General features: G+C 38.8%; 13 protein-coding genes and 1 riboswitch. Of the genes, 6 read left to right on the forward strand and 7 right to left on the reverse strand.

Annotated elements, in window-relative coordinates:
• Positions 1–428: 428 nt before the first annotated feature.
• Together ppc and BW724_RS18425 are read right to left on the reverse strand one after the other, a co-directional pair.
• Positions 429–3,197, reverse strand: coding sequence for a phosphoenolpyruvate carboxylase (gene ppc / locus BW724_RS18420; RefSeq protein WP_088076602.1), 2,769 nt, complete (start codon positions 3,195–3,197; stop codon positions 429–431).
• A gap of 352 nt (positions 3,198–3,549) precedes the next feature.
• Entirely contained in the window at positions 3,550–4,158 is a 609-nt protein-coding gene (locus tag BW724_RS18425) for an NAD-dependent epimerase/dehydratase family protein (RefSeq protein WP_088076603.1), read from the reverse strand.
• A gap of 270 nt (positions 4,159–4,428) precedes the next feature.
• Between BW724_RS18425 and BW724_RS18430 the strand changes: the two genes are divergently transcribed.
• On the forward strand, positions 4,429–5,181 hold the full coding sequence (locus BW724_RS18430; protein WP_088076604.1) for a hypothetical protein: 753 nt from the start codon (positions 4,429–4,431) through the stop codon (positions 5,179–5,181).
• Positions 5,182–5,208: 27 nt separating this feature from the next.
• Here the strand turns inward: BW724_RS18430 and BW724_RS18435 are convergent, their stop codons facing one another.
• A complete protein-coding gene (locus BW724_RS18435) occupies positions 5,209–6,357 on the reverse strand; it encodes a histidine kinase N-terminal domain-containing protein (RefSeq protein WP_235849012.1) in 1,149 nt (382 codons plus the stop codon).
• A gap of 222 nt (positions 6,358–6,579) precedes the next feature.
• Complete coding sequence (locus BW724_RS24330; protein ID WP_268876161.1) at positions 6,580–6,702, reverse strand: hypothetical protein; 123 nt, start codon at positions 6,700–6,702, stop codon at positions 6,580–6,582.
• A 46-nt stretch (positions 6,703–6,748) separates the two neighbouring features.
• A riboswitch (cyclic di-GMP riboswitch) is annotated at positions 6,749–6,832 on the reverse strand.
• A 317-nt stretch (positions 6,833–7,149) separates the two neighbouring features.
• On the opposite strand from BW724_RS24330, the gene BW724_RS18440 reads away from it, so the two are divergent.
• Positions 7,150–7,356 (forward strand): hypothetical protein, encoded by a 207-nt coding sequence (locus BW724_RS18440; protein ID WP_140355006.1) that lies wholly within the window; start codon positions 7,150–7,152, stop codon positions 7,354–7,356.
• A gap of 283 nt (positions 7,357–7,639) precedes the next feature.
• Here BW724_RS18440 and BW724_RS23320 read toward each other — a convergent pair whose 3' ends face one another.
• The gene (locus tag BW724_RS23320; RefSeq protein WP_140355007.1) at positions 7,640–8,266 is read right to left on the reverse strand and encodes a hypothetical protein; all 627 of its coding nucleotides are present in this window, start codon (positions 8,264–8,266) and stop codon (positions 7,640–7,642) included.
• Between the two features lie 425 nt (positions 8,267–8,691).
• Between BW724_RS23320 and BW724_RS18450 the strand changes: the two genes are divergently transcribed.
• The 3 genes from BW724_RS18450 to BW724_RS18460 all read left to right on the forward strand — a co-directional run bounded on the left by BW724_RS18450 (position 8,692) and on the right by BW724_RS18460 (position 11,041).
• Positions 8,692–9,879, forward strand: coding sequence for an MFS transporter (locus BW724_RS18450; RefSeq protein WP_235849093.1), 1,188 nt, complete (start codon positions 8,692–8,694; stop codon positions 9,877–9,879).
• Positions 9,880–9,915: 36 nt separating this feature from the next.
• Positions 9,916–10,401: a DUF456 domain-containing protein gene (locus tag BW724_RS18455; RefSeq protein WP_088076608.1), complete on the forward strand. Its 486-nt coding sequence runs from the start codon at positions 9,916–9,918 to the stop codon at positions 10,399–10,401.
• A gap of 70 nt (positions 10,402–10,471) precedes the next feature.
• On the forward strand, positions 10,472–11,041 hold the full coding sequence (locus BW724_RS18460) for a hypothetical protein (protein ID WP_088076609.1): 570 nt from the start codon (positions 10,472–10,474) through the stop codon (positions 11,039–11,041).
• A 109-nt stretch (positions 11,042–11,150) separates the two neighbouring features.
• On the opposite strand, the gene BW724_RS18465 is transcribed toward BW724_RS18460, so the two are convergent.
• Positions 11,151–13,172, reverse strand: a complete 2,022-nt coding sequence (locus BW724_RS18465) for a sensor domain-containing protein (protein ID WP_088076610.1) — start codon at positions 13,170–13,172, stop codon at positions 11,151–11,153.
• 90 nt (positions 13,173–13,262) lie between these two features.
• A complete protein-coding gene (locus BW724_RS18470) occupies positions 13,263–14,309 on the reverse strand; it encodes a M42 family metallopeptidase (protein WP_088076611.1) in 1,047 nt (348 codons plus the stop codon).
• Between the two features lie 741 nt (positions 14,310–15,050).
• On the opposite strand from BW724_RS18470, the gene BW724_RS18475 reads away from it, so the two are divergent.
• Positions 15,051–20,237, forward strand: coding sequence for a S8 family serine peptidase (locus BW724_RS18475; RefSeq protein WP_176371460.1), 5,187 nt, complete (start codon positions 15,051–15,053; stop codon positions 20,235–20,237).
• Positions 20,238–20,571: the final 334 nt, after the last annotated feature.

Below are 20,571 nucleotides of genomic sequence, written 5' to 3' on the forward strand. Positions count from 1 at the left end.
AAATACACTTTGAATTAAGTAATATACGAACTTTGTGAGACAGAGTACATTATAACATTTATCATAATTTGTTGTGTCTTAAGAGCTTTTATATGAATGAGGGAATGGATGGGAAAGGGGGGCTAGAAACAATGTACTTGACTTAGGAATTACCATTTTATTTGATTGTGAGCTTACTATGAAAAGGGCCCTTTGTTTTGTTTGCAATAGCACACAAAAAAAGCCGCCATAGAAGGCGACTTTTTTTGATTGGGAGATAGGCATACTATACAACCAACAAAAACAAATATATTAAAATGGGGGAATTTAATAACTAGTATCCCCAGTCCCAAATTATTTATACATCTAATTAATGAATAAATTAATTTGTTCTAAACGTCCATTTGATTGAAGGCTTAAATCGACCTTGGACCTTAGTACAATCTCCATCAACCTGTATTTACAAGGCCTGCAGCTAGTCCACTAATGGTCAACAGTACTTCTGTTAAGATGTCCTCTGATTGATCATCATCTGACTCACGCATTTTTTGTATAAGATCAACTTGAAGGAAGTTTAACGGATCAATATACGGATTACGTCTGTACACAGTTTCCTGAATAACTGGCGTATGGTCAAGCAGCTCTTTGTTCCCTGAAATCTTCAGCAACACTTCTCGAGTAAGCTTGTACTCATCAGAAATATCTCCAAAAATACGCGCTGCCATCTCCTTATCTTCTACTAAATTCAAATACTCTTTAGACGTTGCTAAGTCAGCCTTCAACAATGCTAATTGAAGATTATTAATCGTTACCTGGAAGAATGGCCATTTTAGATACATTTTTTGTAATAACTCTAAATTCTCAGGTCCCTGAGATGCAAAGGCATTTAGTCCAGTACCTGCTGCATACCATGCTGGTAAGAATTGACGACATTGCGTCCAAGCAAATACCCATGGAATCGCACGTAAGTCTTCAAAGCGTTCACTACCCTTACGACTCATAGGGCGAGAACCTATATTCAATGAACCAAGCTCTTGTAATGGCGTCGTTTGCTTGAAATAAGTTAAGAAGTCTTTATCTCCGAAAACAAGGGATTGATACTTAGTTAATGCAGCGTCAGAAATGACTTCCATCGCTTTTTCCCAATCTTTCTTGAGGAAACGGTCTTCCTCATCGGCCTCACCTTCTTTTCGATAAGCCCATGCTGAAGCTTCTAATAACGCAGACGATGCTTGCTCTAGATTACGGAATGCAATATCACCAAGTAAGTATCTTGAAGATAACACTTCCCCTTGCTCCGTTATTTTCACACCGTCCCCTAATGTTTCAGCAGGCTGAGATAAAATACTTCTATTAAGTGGTCCGCCGCCTCGCCCTAAGGATCCACCACGGCCATGGAAATATTTCAGTCGGATGTTATATTGACTAGCCATTTTATGAATTTCACGCTGTGCTTTAAAGAGCTTCCAATTAGCAGTAAGGGTTCCTCCGTCCTTACTTCCATCTGAATAGCCAAGCATGATCTCCTGAAGGTTCCCTCTCTCATTTAAGTGTTTGCGGTAAACATCCATTTCAAATAATGTTTTCATAATCTCTGGTCCAGCTACTAAGTCATCCACCGTTTCTAGAAGAGGTGCCACATTGAGACCAGTCTCAACTTTACCATCAGAATGAAGGCGATAAATTCCAGCTTCTTTGGCTAAAACTAGAACCTCTAATAAATCACTTGGTGATTGGGTCATACTCACGAGATAGACATCAATAGACCTGCTTCCAAATTCCTTATGAGCTTTTTTAATAAGACGGAAAACATTAAAAATCTCTTGTGTACTCTCTGAATAATCTTCTTCCAAAAGCATTAATGGACGAGGGTCAGATAGAACATTTTCCAAAAGTGCCTGCTTCTTTTCTTCCGTCAATGAAGCATAATCTTTTTCAACACCGACTACTTTCAATATTTCAGCAACAGCTGCTTCATGCTCTCCACTGTGGTTACGAATATCTAAAGTAGCAAGGTGGAAACCAAACAATTTCACTTGACGAATCAGTTTACGAATTGTTTTCAAACGGTTATGTGATGGTTGGTGTGTCTCGGCACTTTCTTTAATTTGCTCAAGATCCCTTAACAGGTCATCAGCATGTCGATATCCAACATCTGATTTCCCAACATGCTTCAACCTTTTAATCATAATTGCAAATTTACGACGGTATACTTCAGATTTGATTGGCCAGCCTTCACCTAATTCCATAAATTCTGCTTCTTCATCCCTAACTGTAGCAATGAAGTCCTCACTTATAGCTACACGTTCTGTTGACTGACTGAATCGCTTCATTAATTCAACAAGTGACGCTTCGTACTTACGAAGCACAAGGTCTCGCTGTAACTCTAAAGTTTTCCAAGTAATGTCTGGTGTTACATTCGGATTTCCATCACGGTCCCCACCTATCCATGAACCGAAATAGAGGAAATTTGGGACGTCCCAGTTTTTGTCAGGATAAAACGTATTCAATTGCTCTTCCATTTCACCATGAATCTCTGGAATCACATCAAATAAAGTCTGATCAAAATAATAGAGACCATTTTTCACTTCATCCATTACCGTTGGCTTTCGATGACGAAGCTCGTCCGTTTGCCATAATGCCGTAATTTCATTAAATAAGCTTTCTTCTAATCCTTTTCTTTCTTTAGATGTTAATAAAGGATTATCAAATTTCTGAAGAATTGCTGATATTCGCTTTTGAATCTCTAAAACTGTACGTTTAGTCGCCTCAGTAGGATGGGCAGTAATTATCAGTTCTAGGGATAAATTCTCTAAAATTTGTTGAATGGTTTCTTCTGATGTATTTTTTTCCTTAATGTATGATACGGCACTCTCGATAGATACAGGCTGTACAACTGTCTCATCCTGTAACTGATATTGCCTACGCCGGCGCACCCGATGGTTCTGCTCCGCAATATTAACTAGATGGAAGTATACAGAAAATGCACGAATAACATGGCTCCGTGTTGGTGACTTAAGATTACTAATTTCTTTCTTCAGTTTGTCGTAAGCTTCTTCGTTGTAGTTATTCCTTAATTCCTTTGTAAGCTCTCTAATTTCTTCCACCTTGTTAAATAGGGAGATACCACCGTGATGTACTAATAGCTCACCTAAAATATTTCCAAGCATTTTTACATCATTACGTAATAAAGAAGTATTATCTGCTACGTTGATCATGTTTTTACCTCCTAAGGGTGCCTGACCCCCACCGCGTTAATTTTATAAAGCAGTCCGGGTCAAACACTCGTTTTTTATTCTGTAAAAATATTTTGTGAATGCTAGAAATCAATTGAACAAAAACACACCATTTGTAATTTATAAGTAGCAAAATAAAAAAGCAGTCCATGTAACACTAACACGAACTACCTTTAAATGAAAAATACAAAGCATTCAGCCTAAGATTTCCCAATTACATCATCTTATGTCTACTAAATTAATATAAATGATGAGAGCTCCTGTTAGTTGTATTATTTTATAATACCAAAAAGTAGACAATAAGATCAATTATTTTCTGATAATTTAGCATATATTAATTGTATTCTATAACTCCCATTTTTTCACCTTTACTGCTATCAATGGCTAAAATGGCGTTATCTTTCCCATCAGGTCGAAGTATCTTAATATCCATATTATATCTCTTATAATACTCATAGCAGAAGATTTCCCCAAGTCTCATTTCAGCTTCGTAATCATGCATATTAAATATCTCCGCGTTACAACTCTGTTGAGATGCATTCCCTAATAACGTGTTTGTTAGATCATTACCCGGTCCACTAACATATGTAAATTTCGCTTGATTTCGATGGGCAAGCTTTAATAAATTCTTTGTTCCACTTGTGTTTCCAGCATTCTTGAATAGCATCTCCATATTTTCAATACGGTTTTTATATGAAGAATCAAATGGAAGGTGATAAATCTCCGTAACATCATGAAAGGCGGGGTCTAGCAAAAACAAATGGTTCGATACGTCCCCTTCCAATAGCTCAAATCTTGGGTGTTCCCTAAGTTTTAAATCTACATCATGTCCATTTATAACGTGTAACGTAACACCAATTACATCATTATCCCCCTCCAGTAAATCTATAGCTAATTGTAAGCCAACTTTGCTCAACACCCCAGTGACTAATATTTTCCCCATGTTTCCACCTCCCTGAATATTCAATCTATTCTAATTACTAATTCGTAAAAGAAAAGTATTTTATGTCGTAAAATAGTAAATTTAAGTCAAACATTCGTTATTCTTTCTTTTAATGTGTACTATATATGATGTAAAAAAGAAACGGTTTGTACTTTATATAGAACAACATATTAAGTATAGACTAGCCCATTTCTAATCATTTGTAAAGCTCTTTTTTCAACATATCATGAACTGTGGTACTATATTCATAGAAGGGTAGGGGGGATAAATATGAAAAATAATAATAAGTACCCTAATGGAAATAGAATGATCCAAAGTGATTCTAATGCTAATAAAGTCGTAGCCTTCCCATCCGACAAAATCTATCATGATATCTTAGTATCTCAAGAGGAAATACTCGATTTTGCATATAGTAATTATTCTGATGAATTATTACTATTTATAGAGGAACAATTACATACTCTCTCAGAAGATGCATATCTTAATCAAATAACCACCTTCTTCTCATCTATTTGGGCCATTTTTTATATGCCCATAGAGAATAAAGGGCAAACTATATTTGATAAATTTATTATAAAAAAGAGAAATATGATTAAACGTCAAATTGTGCTAGATAATATAATGGGTTGGAAGGGGTTCTTCACGCCTGTTTTTGGCGTTTTAAAGCAAATTAATGGAAATGACTTGGTAGTGGAATGTCTTTTTTCTAACAAAACTTATACTATTCCTGCGGACCGTGGTAATCTTCCCATTCTTGGAGACTATCTATTATTTTTCTCCATTCAGGTTCTTGGAAAACAAGATAAATTCCTATCCTACATAAAAATATCTGGTAAAGTGAAAGATTCTATCCTGCAATCCATTGAAGAATCACTACTATCGATTCAGGTGGAAAATGGAATTGAAAAACTAAGTCCTGAGACTTACATTAATAACTACTTCCCCCAATTTTTAAGTACATTAATAATAGAAGTAACGGAAAAGAAACTTCATTTAAATGTAATGGATTCAAACCAAAAATAAAATGAGGGCCATTATTTAATGGACACCTCATTTTTGTTTTACGGTCATAGAAGCTAACTGAATAGAGAAGATTGTTTCATTTTCATTTGATTCACAGCTTATGTTTCCATTCAGTTTTTCTACAATTTTCTTACACACGAATAACCCTATACCTGTTCCTGTTTCTTTTGTAGTATAAAATGGTTCGAAAATAGTTTCTCTAATACTTGTTGGAATTACTGGGCCGTTATTAATAATTTTTATTTGAAAACTTTGACCATTTCCGGATACTTTGCAAATTACTTCAATGTTTCTTTCTTTATGATTCTGTTTGACGGCATCAATAGAATTAAATAAAATATTCAAGAAAACTTGCTTTAGTTCTTCTTTATTTGCCACTAACTTCAGGTTTCTTTCTAGATGGGCGTTTATTTTTACATCATTACTTACAATGCTTGGATATAAAAACTTTAAAATATCCTCCAGTAAATCACATAGGTCCACTTCTTCGTAAGTGTTGTCAGCCGCGTCCATTTTAGAAGTGTGCAAAAATTGTGTGATTCGAAAGTTGAGTTGGTCTAACTCCTTATCAATAATATCTAAATAAGGATGAGAAGAGAATTCTTTTCTTAAAAGCTTACTGAAGCCGATCACAGATGTTAAAGGGTTTCGAAATTCATGTACAAAACTGGAAGATATTTGCCCCAGTATCGCTAGCCTGTCCTTATGCGTCTGCTGGATAAAAGACGTCTTTTCCTTTAATTCAAGATCTTTAAGCTTTGTATATTCTGAAACGACTTGATAGCAGAATAGATTAAACTGATCATTTGTTTTACCAAGTACTAACGAAAGAGTGTGATGGGTAACGCCAGACTCAATGATGAATTTTGTTATTGTACTTCTAGCAAGATTAATATTGAACACAAAATCACCAATATTAACTCCAGCCCCCATCCTCTCCAGCGCCACTTCATATGCTAATTGTTTTACATACTCTTCAGATATTTCATCATTAATTGTTTCAATGACAAGCTGGACAATCAATCTGACATTCTCTTTCATTTTTTCCTTTAAGATGTCATTCTCCGAGACTAACAAATCTCTCTCCAGTTCATATAATAAGTGAGATTCATTCCTTAATAAATGATAAGTAATCACCTTTGAGCAATCCTTTGAATGATCAATAGTCGGCTCCAAACAAGCCCCTCCCTTCTTTCCTTTTTCTTATTAACTTGCATGTATAAAGCTTTATTGTAATTAAACTCGTTTCCTAGTTTATTGAATTACTATGTTAGTAACTTTCATTCGCCTTGTACTCAATTATTTGCTTGGGATCTTCTATGGCGATTAGAACACCTAATTTATTATTGGACAACAGCACAAATAGCACCTCATTTTTAAAATAGGTGCAACGGTTAGTCAATTATAGGATAAAACGATCATGTTATTAATACTCTTGCAATCAGCAGAGCTTTGGTTACGATATACCTCTACAAACCACTGGTATCTTTTACTAATAATCCTATCCCATTTTTTTCTCACCATTATCCCTCCTAGTAACGTACCTAAAATCGTCGCAAGGAGTGTATTCGACAGCTGGCTGGCATATCTTCTAGACTTAGCCCCTTTAGCTTTGCGTCGTCATCTTTCAATGACTTTGCCCTTTCGTACGATTCTATGGCAGATATAAATCATATATCTATTAATGATAGTCCCTTTCATTCTATGTCAGAATATTGGAAATGTAAATAGATTAATAGTTAGATATTTATAAAATTCTTAAAAATCACTTTATTAGGAGGATATCCTCATTATATGAAGAACTAAACTAACACAGGACTGGAATAAGGGGGATACATAAGTACTACTGAGGCTTTAATATAATGGGGTTGGTCGCTGGGGAACGACTTACCATTATTCCTTTTAGTTTCAATTAATTGTATGCAAATCAAGGGCATAATCACTTTTATGTACAGGGGGAGGTACATGATGGAACAATATGTTTTAGGGGTATCTGTAGAAAATTTGAGCAAGCAAGTAAATTCAGGAGAATTGCACATCGGATGTCATGGGGAAATTTATCATATTTATGTTAACGGAGATTGGACTTACACTGGAAACTGGCTCCAAGATAGACATGACATATTTAACGACGGAGTTATAAGGAAAAATACAAAAATAAGTCTAAATAACTAATTATTTTTGAGAAGAGTGTAATCGCCTTGATCATCGGCCACAAAAACTGGACTGAACCGAGTGAGATAAAGGAAACACAACGAACAGAGTGAATTGATGTTGACTTATCGTAGACGAGGTGAGGGAAGTTTCTTGGGCCGATAGGCGATAGAGCTAGACAATGATTTGATAAATTATACTTTCTTGTTATTTGAGAAAAGCCAGGCAAAAGCGCCTGGTCTTTTTTTAAAAGATTAGAATTAGAATTTAGTATATTTTTCACTATGACAGGTTTTTTCGGCGTCTATGAATGGCTTTTTAAATCAAAATGGAGACTCAAATGTGGTGGCAAAGCGATTTCAGTCTTCATTTTTCCAGAATGGAGACTCAAATCGAGGCGCCAAGCGATTTCAGTCTTCATTTTCTCAGAATGGAGACTCAAATCCAGGTGCCAAGCCATTTCAGTCTTCATTTTTTCAGAATGGAGACTCAAATCGAGACGCCAAGCGATTTCAGTCTTCATTTTCTCAGAATGGCGACTGAAATCCAGGTGCAAAGCGATTTCAGTCTTCATTTTTCCAGAATGGAGACTCAAATCCAGGTGCCAAGTGATTTCAGTCTTCATTTTTCCAGAATGGAGACTCAAATCGAGGCGCCAAGCGATTTCAGTCTTCATTTTCTCAGAATGGAGACTCAAATCGAGGCGCAAAGCAATTTCAGTCTTCATTTTCTCAGAATGGGGACTCAAATCGAGGCGCAAAGCAATTTCAGTCTTCATTTTCTCAGAATGGGGACTCAAATCGAGGCGCAAAGCAATTTCAGTCTTCATTTTCTCAGAATGGGGACTCAAATCGAGGCGCAAAGCAATTTCAGTCTTCATTTTCTCAGAATGGCGACTGAAATGACACAGCAAAGCTAATTGAGTCTTCATCTTCGTAATTCAAATGGAACACGCTAGAGCTTTCAAGTGCCAAGAATCATTATCGCATTCATTCCAAAGTAAACGACCAGGACCCATAACAACAAAGACCGGGCGTTTTTTGCCCGTTCCCTCTAATGTTAAACCCGGTTTTACACCCCCACACCAATGGAGTATAATGAGTATGTTTATATAGGAATCTATTGAACTCTTATTCTTACATAAACTTAGTCTGTAGCAGGATCGATTACATCTTGCCTATTTCAACGGTAGACAAGACAAATAATAAAATTTCCATTACATATAAAAAAACAAAAAGGGGTCAAACAGCTATGCAAGCGCGCCACCCACAGCAACAGGAAGCACAAAACAAGAATCAATCTGCAGGAGCAGCACAAGAACAAGCCATCCAAGGCCAACCAGAACAACAGCAAACCATGTATAAAATCCTGTTTATCATTGGATTCGTGCACTTATTAAATGATTCGATCCAAGCGATCATACCAGCGATGTTCCCTATCCTTGAAAACTCTATGGGACTTACGTTTACACAGCTTGGATTCATTGCCTTTGCATTAAACCTGACTGCTTCCCTCATTCAGCCACTTGTAGGGTTATATACAGATAAAAGACCGTCACCGTATGCCTTACCGATTGGACTTTGCTTTACTTTCGTTGGTATTATCGGTCTAGCCTTCGCACCAACATTTTGGTTCGTAATGGGATCAGTTATTTTCATTGGAATCGGCTCGGCCACCTTCCATCCTGAAGGGTCACGTGTGGCGTACATGGCAGCAGGTGATCGCCGTGGTCTAGCCCAGTCCATCTATCAAGTTGGGGGAAACGGTGGCCAGGCCCTTGCACCACTAATTACGGCACTCATTCTCGTGCCATTCGGTCAGTTCGGTGCCATCTGGTTTACGATTGTTGCAGCACTTGCTATTGGATTATTATTTTATATTGCACGCTGGTACTCTCAGCAAATTAAAATCCAACAATCTATGAAAACAGCAGTAAAAAAAGCTAAGACCAATACTAAGAACGCGATACAGAATAGAAAAATAGTAAAAGGTGCCATTATCCTACTAGTTTTTATCGTCTTTGCACGTTCATGGTTTCATGCAGCCATTACAAATTTCTATGCCTTTTACATTATTGAACAATTTAATATGACGATTCCTCAAGCACAAGTTTACATCTTTATTTTTCTAGCAGCAGGAGCAGCTGGGACCTTCGCCGGAGGACCACTGTCCGATAAATTTGGCAAACGAAATATGATCATGATATCCATGCTTGGCGCCGCACCACTGGCACTCATCATGCCACACGCAGGACCAGTACTGACCTACCCACTCATGGCCGTGATTGGTTTTATCGTCTTATCGAGCTTTTCTGTGAGTGTTGTGTATGCCCAAGAGCTTGTTCCGGGAAAAATAGGTACCGTGTCTGGTCTCATTGTCGGCCTTGCATTTGGCATGGGTGCCGTGGGCTCCGTCGCCCTCGGCTCACTCATTGACTGGATTGGCCTCACAAACACCATGTTGCTTGCCGTCTCACTCCCGTTACTTGGGGTCCTTACCATGTTCCTGCCATCAGATCAGAAGCTGCAGGAAATGAACAATTAAAAACCGAAAATGTCCTCAAGAGAAGGAGGGTTCCATTTGGAAATATTACTATGGATCCTAATTAGTTTACTTTTCATTATAAGTTTTATCGGATTATTCTACCCTATCATCCCAGGTGTTTTACTCATCTGGCTTGGGGTGTTAACGTATCATTTCTTTATATCTGCTACAGGACTATCGTGGTGGTTGTGGATTTGCATCGTTTTACTAACCATTCTCATTTTTATCGCAGATATTATGGCCAACTTATTTTTCGTAAAAAAATACGGTGGATCACAGCAAGGGATGCGCGCAGCAACACTCGGTTTGATCGTAGGTTGCTTTGTTATTCCCCCATTCGGCGTTATAGTCGTTCCATTTATCTTTGTATTTGTCACTGAAATGCTTCAACAGAAAACATCTCAAGAAGCGTTGAAAGTTTCTGTTGGAACCCTATTAGCCTTTTTAAGCGGAACTTTTGCTAAAGCCCTTATCCAATTAACCATTATCATCGTGTTTCTAATCGACGCATTACTTTTTTAAAGGCTGTATAGAATACCTCCTTCTAAATTTGGCAATGATGCTATTACTTAGCTGATAGGAAGTATGAAAAATGAGTAAGAAGCTATTCGTAGCAATGGGGCTTCTCATAGCATTGAGTACAGTAGCAGTAATTGGATCAATGACATTACCAACTGCTAATGAGCCCTTACCAGAATTAGAATCCCCTACTGAACATGAAATAGAGGAAACCGAAGCTACCGTAAAAAATGAGTACATGGAATCTAATGAGATTGTAGAAACGGAACATACATCATCTACATCTGCCATGACACTTGAAGATATTAAAGATAAATATGAAAATAAGTTTGAAATCTTAGAGTCTGAAGCCCTAGTTGAAGTACAGAAACTTGTGGATATAGCCATTTCCGACATTCAAGTTTATATGGAAGATGGAAAAATGCCTTCTATTATTGAATTATATAGCACCTACTACCGTGGTGGAACAGAGCTATTAGATGAAATCGATAGTCGGTTTGAAACAAAGTACAATAACTTAACAGAGGAATTGACTGAGAATGGCTTTGATCCCAATGAAGCAGTTTTTTTTCAGGAAATTTTTAACGAAACGAAAAGAAACTATTTAGTGGAATTAGTGGATTCATTGATGGAAGAAATCTGATACTCCCAGACCTAAAGGAGTGGGGTTCTAGTTTACTGATATACTTCTCCAATGCTCTCACTAAAAAAGCACTCAAACCCTTAGACAATATCAAAGGTTTGAGTGTTTTTTACTCATTATAAAAGCTGTACATGTTTTTTCCATCGTTCTTTACCCCATACATTGCCATGTCTGCTTTTTTAATGAGGGTTTTCTGGGTTGTCCCATCTTTAGGATATATGGCGATACCAATACTTAAAGTCACGCCCCATTCTTGACCTTCGTAATTCCACGGTTGGTTAGCTGCTCGGTGCAATTTTTCCACAGCAATTTTTATCTGATCTCGGTCCGTTATCCCTGTTAAGATGATATTAAATTCATCCCCACCAACCCTTGCTACAGTATCCCTCTTGCTGACACTCCTTTTTAGTCGTTCAGCTAGTACTTTTAAAAAGAGGTCTCCAGCGTCATGACCAAGTTCATCATTAATCGGTTTAAAGTTATCACAGTCTACGTACATGATAGCTAATTCTTGCCCGTTTTTTAGCGCCGCCTCCATACCTTCTTTCAGTTTTTCCTTGAACAGACTACGATTTGGAAGGGTTGTTAGTGGGTCGTAAAAAGCCATTTGGTGAATTTTGAGCTCATAAGCCTTTTTTTCTGTAATTTCTTCCCCTACTAACAAGACTTTCTCCACTTTGCCGTATTCATCTTTGATGGAAATCATATCAATGTTTATCCATAGCCACTCTCCATTAGCATGTTTGGCCCTTAGTTCGATTGATGCATGTCCATAGTTAGTCGATACTTCTTTAAGGGTGGTCTGAAACTTATTAAGGTCATTTGCATGTATGCAAGTTCCAAGACTATGCTTCATCAAAACTTGAGTATCATATCCTAATACTTTTTTATGGGAAGGAGAAACGTATAGTACTTCACCCGTTACACTTACAAGTTGAATTAAATCCTTGGAATTCTCAGCAATAAGTCTATATCTTAATTCACTTTTTTTGAGTTCTTCCTCGATCCTTTTTCGTCCAGAAATATTTCGAATGACAGAATGGACCGCCCTTTCCCCCTTCTCCATGATTTCAATTCTCGAAACTTCCACATCTAGTTCTTTGCCATTGACCGTTTGAACTTTTTCTTCAACCAACTTTAAATGATCTTCTCCATTATACAGACGCTGTATATTTTCTCTCACTTTAGCTCTCACTCTTATTGGGTGGAAGTCATAAATGGATTTTCCTACTAACTGCTCTTTACCTGGTAACTCTAATAGGCACGCTGCCGCTTTATTTGCGTATAAAATAAAGCCATCACGATGAATGAGTGTCGCGTCAGGGGAATAGTCAATTAGTCTTCTTAACCGTTCCTCATTTTCTTTAATTGCCCTGTTTATACTTTTTTCTCTCGTTATATCTTTAGCTATTCCAAAGATTCCTACAACTTCCTGTTCAACCGTTATGGGAATATAAGTGATAGCCATCTCTTTTGTTTGACCATTCCCTAGTATTATTTTCGTCTCATATTCAACCGATTCACCATTTCTTGCTTTCGAAAAAAAAGTGAAAACTCGCTCCCTTTCAGCTTGTGGTATCATCGGTGTAAATGGCTTCCCTTCAAAATCGTTTAAGTTGTAACCTGTTAATTCTTCTGCCGCACGATTAGCACTTCGAAAGTTACCATTCAAATCTAAGGAAAAAACTGCTGATGGGTGATTTTCTACTAATGATTTAAACTTTTGCTCACTCTGTTGAAGTCTTTTTTCCGCTGTTTTTCTTTTCGTAATATTTCTTGTCACACCTAATATATGGGTGACTTTTTCCCCCTCCACAATTGGAGTTAAAACCGTTTCACCATAACTACCATTCATACTTGAATCAACATACATTCGAGATTCTTTTGAGAGACAAACTTCCCCATATTCCCTTTGAAGTTTCCTTACTACACCTTCATCCATTACCTCATGTATTAATTTCCCCACCGCATCTTTAGACAAGCCTGCTACCTTCATAGCCTCATCATTAAATGCCATGTAACGAAAGTCAGCCCCCTCGTCAACCACCTCCATGACAAAGATGGCATCTTTCATATAATTTATTAATGAAATAAAGTCACCTTTATTTTCCTTCAGTAAGTTGGCTAGCAATTCCAAAAACCCCTCTTTAATCTTCACAGTCGATACGAGTTTCTATATAGTAGCTATATCTCCATTTATTGTTGCTGTTCAAGCAATAGTTTATTCCATTTCTGTTTGCACGTAATGATACAAAAGCTTAGCTGTATTTTCAATAGATGAGACATGGGTTCTTTCATATGCATGGGAGGAGTCAATCCCGGGACCGATTAAGCCATGAACAATATCACTTCCTGACCGAATGGCAGCAGATGCATCAGAACCATAGTAAGGATAGATATCCAGTTTATATTCCACATTATTTTCCACAGCGAGTTTCACTAATTTTTTCCGAAGGCCTAAGTGGTATGGTCCACTTGCATCTTTCACACAAATGGAAACTGTATACTCATCCGTAGACTGACCATCGCCCATTGCTCCCATATCCACTGCAAGATATTCCACTGTTTCTGGGCTAATGTTCGAATTCCCACCATATCCAATCTCCTCATTGTTTGAGATAAGGAAATGTGTAGTATAAGGCAGAGTTAATTCCTCAGTAACCACTTGCTTAATCAACTGTAGCAATATTCCCACACTCGCCTTATCATCTAAGTGCCTAGACTTAATAAAACCATTCGGGAGGACCTGGACTCTCGGGTCAAAGGAAACAAAGTCACCCACTTCAATTCCTAAGGCGCGTACCTCTTCTGCACTATGTACTTTTTCATCTATACGGACTTCCATATTCGCCTGATTTCGCTCCGCTTTGCCCGCCTCTTTATATACGTGAACGGAGGTTTGATGCATAAGGATCGTTCCTGTGAAAACATCACCCGAAGCCGTTTCAATTTGACAATACTCCCCTTCAATGGCGTTATAACGAAAACCCCCAATTAAATCAAGTTTCAGTCGCCCGCTTGGCTTAATTTCTTTCACCATCGCACCAAGGGTATCCACATGTGCTGTCATCATCCGATGCTTCGAATCATCTTTCCCTCGAATCGTTGCAATCAAACCTCCTTTTCGGTTCCGATAAGTATCTACACTCAGTTCATGTAAGAATTTCTCTACAAAGGTAATCACATCACCTGTATTTCCTGATGGACTAGGTATAGATACCAGTTCTTTAATTAAACTTACTGTTTCTTGCCCATTTGGATAACTCATTAAGCACTCCTCCATTTTATTTATATTTTGGTTCTTTATATCTATTTTACTTTGCAAATATAACATAGTATAGTGACGTCCATCCTATTCCAGAAAAACTAAGTATAATGTAGACTTCATAGCTTCACCTCACCCGAAAATAGAAAGCCTATGTTGGGAGATTATTCTGGTTTGTATTGCAAAAAGGATAGTTACTGAAGCCTTGGAAGATCTTCTTTCCGGGTACTATCCCATACATAAATACCAATACATTTTGCACCATTCCCTAGGATAAACACACCAAATGAACCAATAGCCCTATGTAAAAATAATTTCTCCCCTCTTCCCCACTCAAAAAACCTGCTTGTCCATCAAATTAATCATTTTTTTCATATATCAAATGTTTACAAACAGAATGAAACACATATCGATTCAAAATGACGAGAGTCACTAGCATATCAATTACAAATTACCTAAACCTAAGAATTTCCTCGAATTTCCAACATTGTATTATCAGAAAATTTTAACTAATATACACATGAACGAATGACAGGAAGTTCCAATTAGGAAGGAGGAATCATACCTCATGTTTTACTATAACACCTGTCAATCGTCTAAATGAAGGAGGGATCTACTATTTTTAAACGGAAGAATACTAAAAAACTATCCATTATTCTCGTTCTAATCCTGCTCTTCACACCGTTTACTAGTGTTGCAGCAAATAGTGCCCAACAGAACGGAAGCTCCTCGGACTTCACTACAATGCTCGACTCTAAGAAAAAGTCACCATCAGAAAAAGTCGATAGCAACGTAGCTAAAATGCTCGAAAAGGAAGAATTCGTTACTGTATTAATCGAACTGGAAGAACAGGTAGATACGACAAAAGTTGCTGCTGAGGCAAAGCAACAACTAGGTACCCAAGCCACATCTTATAATCAAAAAATGGCTGCCCGTTATGCTGTGGTAGATTCACTACAAGAAGCTGCAGCAAACACACAAGCCCCTCTTATTTCAGCCCTTGAAAAAGCACAAGAGGCTGGAGATGTAAAATCATTTGAAAGCTTTTATATCATGAATGTCATCTCTGTAACTGCCTCAAAAGAGGTTATTGAAAAAATCTCTTCATATCCCGAAGTAAAGCGCATAAAAGAAAACGAACAGGTAGATATAATCTTACCTGAAAAATCAGAACAACTTCCATTAGTAACAGCTGATGGCGTGGAATGGAACATCGATCGTGTCCAGGCACCAGAAGTTTGGAATGAATTTGGTGTTACTGGAGAAGGTATCGTCGTTGGTGTCATTGACACTGGTGTGGAATATACACACGAAGCACTAATGGAAAACTATCGTGGATACAATCCAAATGATCCAGATAACCCAGATTCCAATGGTAACTGGCTAGATCGCATTGGGAATAGTACGCACCCAGCCGATACACATGGACACGGAACCCATGTAGCAGGTACCGTCATGGGACAAGATTCAGCTGGATTAAACAAAGTTGGGGTTGCACCAGATGCACAGTGGATTGCAGCTAGAGTTTTCTCAGATGCAGGAGGTACACAAGCAGATTTACTAGCTGCTGGTGAATACATGATCGCACCTGATGGGGATCCAAGTTTAGCACCAGATATTGTACAAAACTCTTGGGGTGGACAACCTGGAGTGGATGATTGGTATCGACCTATCGTTACTGCTTGGCGTGATGCTGGACAATTACCAGTTTTTTCAGCAGGTAATTCCGGTCCAGGTGCATCGACAGTAACTCCGCCAGCTAACTATCCTGAAAGCTATGCTGTAGCTGCAACAGATAGTAATGATGGTGTAGCAAGCTTCTCTAGTAGAGGTCCTTCCCAATATGACGGAGACCAGAAGCCTAACATCTCTGCTCCTGGTGTAAACATCCGCTCATCTGTACCAGGGAATGGCTATGAAGGTGGTTGGAATGGGACATCGATGGCCTCTCCACACATAGCTGGCGTTGCTGCGATGCTCTTATCTATTGATGCATCACTATCACCTGATGAGCTCGAAGAAATAATGAACGAGACAGCCATTCCATTGACAGACAGTCAGTATACAGATGTCCCTAACGATGGGTATGGGGTTGGTTTAGTCAACGCATATGAAGCCGTAGCAATGATCGCAGATGGAACTGGCTTTATTAGTGGACATGTTTTGACAGAAGGGTCTGATGAAGAGCCACCTGTCCTTGAGCACAGTCCAATCGACTTTACTTTCTCAGGGCTTGATGTACCTATTGAAGCTGTCATTTCAGATAATGTAGCTGTTACTGATGCAGAAATTATTATCAGTCATGATAGCTGGGAGGACGATACTTCCATTCCAATGACTCTTACTTCAGGTGATCATCAAGTAGGAACATATCAAGGAGTTATCGCACCTGATTTAGTGCTTGAACCAGGATTTACTTATCAAATTCTTGCCCATGATTTTGGTGGAAACACAACTGCTTCTGATGAAGTTTGGGTAGATGTTGAATTTGGTATCGTACCTGATGAATACACGCAAGATTTTTCAGAATTCCCAATTGGTTGGGACATGAATGGTAGCTGGGAATGGGGCGAGCCTTCTGGCGAGAGTCCAGAACCTGTTGTTGGGGAAAAACTCATTGGGACTAACCTTTCTGGGAATTATCCTCCCAATGCAGCTGATCTTTTAGTATTACCACCATTAGATCTGCGTGATGCAGAGGAAGCTTCATTAAGAATGCACCATTGGTATGACATTGAAGCAAACTGGGATTATGGATACATTGGAATTTCTAGCGACCTTGGCGAAACTTGGGAAGTAATTGAAACCATTTCAGCAAGGGATCAAGAATGGAAAAACTTATTTATCGATTTAAACCCATATGTAGGTTCTGAGAATCCTATATTAGTAGCTTTTGAATTGACTTCAGATAGTATAATTGAATATTTAGGTTGGTATATCGATAACGTTGAGTTAGTTGGTGAAGATACGGAAGCACCTGATGCACCTACGAATTTAGAAGCAACGGCAAGCTCGACTGGTATCTCATTAAACTGGGAAGCTTCAGTTGCCCCTGATACTAACGGGTACAATATTTATCGATCAACAACATCCGGCTCTGGATACGAATTAATTGGTGAAACTACAAATACTAGTTTTGCAGATAATACAACTGAAGCTGGAGAAGTATATTACTATGTCGTGACAGCCTTTGATTACTCTAATAATGAAAGTGAGTTTTCTAACGAGGCTTCCGCTACTCCGCCACAAGTAGAAGTTCTCTTCCATACTGATTTCAATGAAGATGACGGTGGGTTTACAACAGACGGAACTAATAATAGTTGGGAATGGGGCACACCAACTTCTGGACCAGGAGAAGCATTTACTGGTGACAATCTTTGGGCCACCAATCTCGATGGAGATTATAACAACAATGAAGACAGCTGGATAGTGAGTCCTGAAATTGACTTAAGCCCTGAGCTAAGTACGGCTGAACTTAACTTTACGTACTGGCAAAATATCGAAAACAATTGGGATTTCGGCTATGTAGAAGTGACAACCGATGGTGGAGATACATGGGATACGTTAGAAACATATACAAATGTTTTCGAATATTGGGAGACAGATGAAATTTCCCTTAACGAATACATTGGAGAAACGATTCAATTCCGCTTTGCTCTAGACACGGACGGTTCTGTCACTAGAACAGGTTGGTATATTGACGATGTCTATGTCCTAGGCTCCACGGAAAGTGATCATGTATTATCATTACCAGGCTCAGGCCCTTCCTTAGAACGCATGACTATTGATGAGACAAGAGTAAAAGCTGCTGAACCTACTTTTGAGACCGCCACAGCTGAGATGGTTGAGCTTAAAGAAGTATCAGGTGGCGTAAACCTTCAATCTGTTGAGGGCTTACCAGTAGCAGGTACAGTCACAATCGTAGAATCTGATCGCACAACACATACAAACCCAATTAATGGTGAGTATACACTGAGAAGCTCGGCAACAGCAGATGGAGAAACTGTCACAATTCTTGCTGAAGCATACGGTTACTATTCTCAAACAGCAACAGTTGAAGTGACTGAGGACGAAACGACTTACCATAACTTTATGCTGGATCCTTTACCAACTGGAGATATTGAAGGAACAGTTACAAACCTTTACACGGAATTACCAGTTGATGAGGCATCCATTCGTCTAGTGGAAGATCCACAAGTCCCAGTTGCCTACACAGATGAGACAGGCTCCTTCACGATGTCTGATGTTTATGAAGGAGATTACACTCTCCGCATTTCAGCACAAGGATATCATCCTTCTGATGTAAGTATTTCCGTAGAAGGCGGAGAAATTGTTGAACTGGATGTTAACCTCGAGCAATTTGTAGGTTATGAAGATGAAATTGCTTACGATAACGGCGTTGCTGAAAATGCTTTAGTTTTAAATGCTGCTGGTAACGGTTTAGGGGTAAAATTCACTCCAGATGGCACAGCTGAAGTACGTGGCGTAAACATGTACGTCTGGGACACAGACTTCCCTACTCCAGGAGGCAATGAAATAAACATTGTCGTTTATAGTACAGATGATAACGGTAATCCTGCAGAACGTGTCATCGGTCCTGTTCCTGTAGAAGTGGAGCGAGGTACATGGAACTATATCGACTTATCCGACCACAGCTTTGTAACAGACGGTGACTTCTTCATTGCTACATTACAGGATGAAATTGGTGACTTATCACCTGCAGTCGGTACAGATGAGGAGTTCCCTAACGCTGAGAGATCATACCTTTATGTAGACGGGGCATTTGAACCTCATTTTGATAATGGTAACTTCATGATTCGTGCAAATGTTGCCTACTCATTGGATGCGCCAAGTTTGACAGCACCAAGTGACGGTACCATTACTGCAGATGAAACAATTGAAATAACAGGATCATTTGACGGTGATGGCGATGTTACAATATACAATAACGGCGAAGAAGCTGCTATTGCTGATAAAGAAGGTAATCAATTTAGTGCGACCATCTCCCTATTCGAAGGGTTAAATGAGATTTTTGCAGAAGGAGATGCAGAAGGATTACCATTACCTTCTGAGACCATTACAGTCATTAAAGACACTGTTGCTCCTGAAATCACACTAGACTCACCTGTTGATGGTTTGAGTACAAACAGCCAAGTAGTGGATGTGAGTGGTACGGTTTCGGATGAAAACTTAGATGTTGTTACTGTCAATGGGTCAGCTGTCGAAGTGGACGCTGACGGAGCATTCCTTAAACGGGTGATCGTCGATGAAGGGGAAAATACATTTACAGTGGAAGCAGTTGACCTAGCAGGTAACACTGCAACCGAATCAGTAACTGTTTATGTAGATTGGACTGACCCAACCATTGAAAATATACAGCCTTCAGAAGACGTGACCATCGCACCAGGTGAAACGGTTACTGTCTCCTTTGAAAGTGATTCTGAAGGTGGAGAAGCAACCTTTGTTGTGACACTTCCAAGCGGTTTTGCACAAACAGCTGCAGTTAATGATATGGAAGAAGTGGAGCCAGGTTACTATGTAGGAACTTGGACAGCTCCAGAAGCCAACTTTGAAAATGGTGTCATTGAAATAACGATGACTGATGCAGCTGGCAACTTCACAAGAACGACAGCTGATGGAAGAGTTTCAGTTGTCATGGAGGATCCAATTCCTTCTACACCAACAGAATTGCACGACTTAATTGATGCTTTTGAAGAAAAGGGTGAGATCTCAAGCAAAGCAGCAGATCAACTATCAGGCGCCCTATCAAATGCTGAAAAACATTATGAGAATGGCAGACTAAAACCTGCATTGAATCAGATGGATAGGTTCATAGACAGAATTGATAGCAATCAGATGAGAGATGCTTCTGAAGAAGTCAAATCTATCCTAAGAGAAAGTGCGAATATGATTATCGAATCTTGGAGCTAGACAATAACTCAAAAGGGGTTGCCTTATTAGGTGTTTGTAACTGAAAATCTCAAGGATACATTACTTTAGCGAAGGAATATACGAAGATTACTAATTTAAGGAAAGTTGATGAGACTGGAGCAAGCGAGACTCCTGCGGGATCGAAGGCAGGGGTAAGACCCCGCAGACGCAACGCGTCGAGGAGGCTTACCAGCCGCCCGCGGAAAGCGAGTTTGCGCAGGTCTCATCAACACCTTTATACGAATGAAAGCTATAAATGATAGCCAATTCTTCAAATATTGGTTATTTTCATTGGTCTCTGCATAGGCTTACCATTCGTCCGTGAAAAACGAAG

Source organism: Litchfieldia alkalitelluris, from assembly GCF_002153425.1.
In the GTDB taxonomy this organism is placed as follows: domain Bacteria; phylum Bacillota; class Bacilli; order Bacillales; family Salisediminibacteriaceae; genus Evansella; species Evansella alkalicola.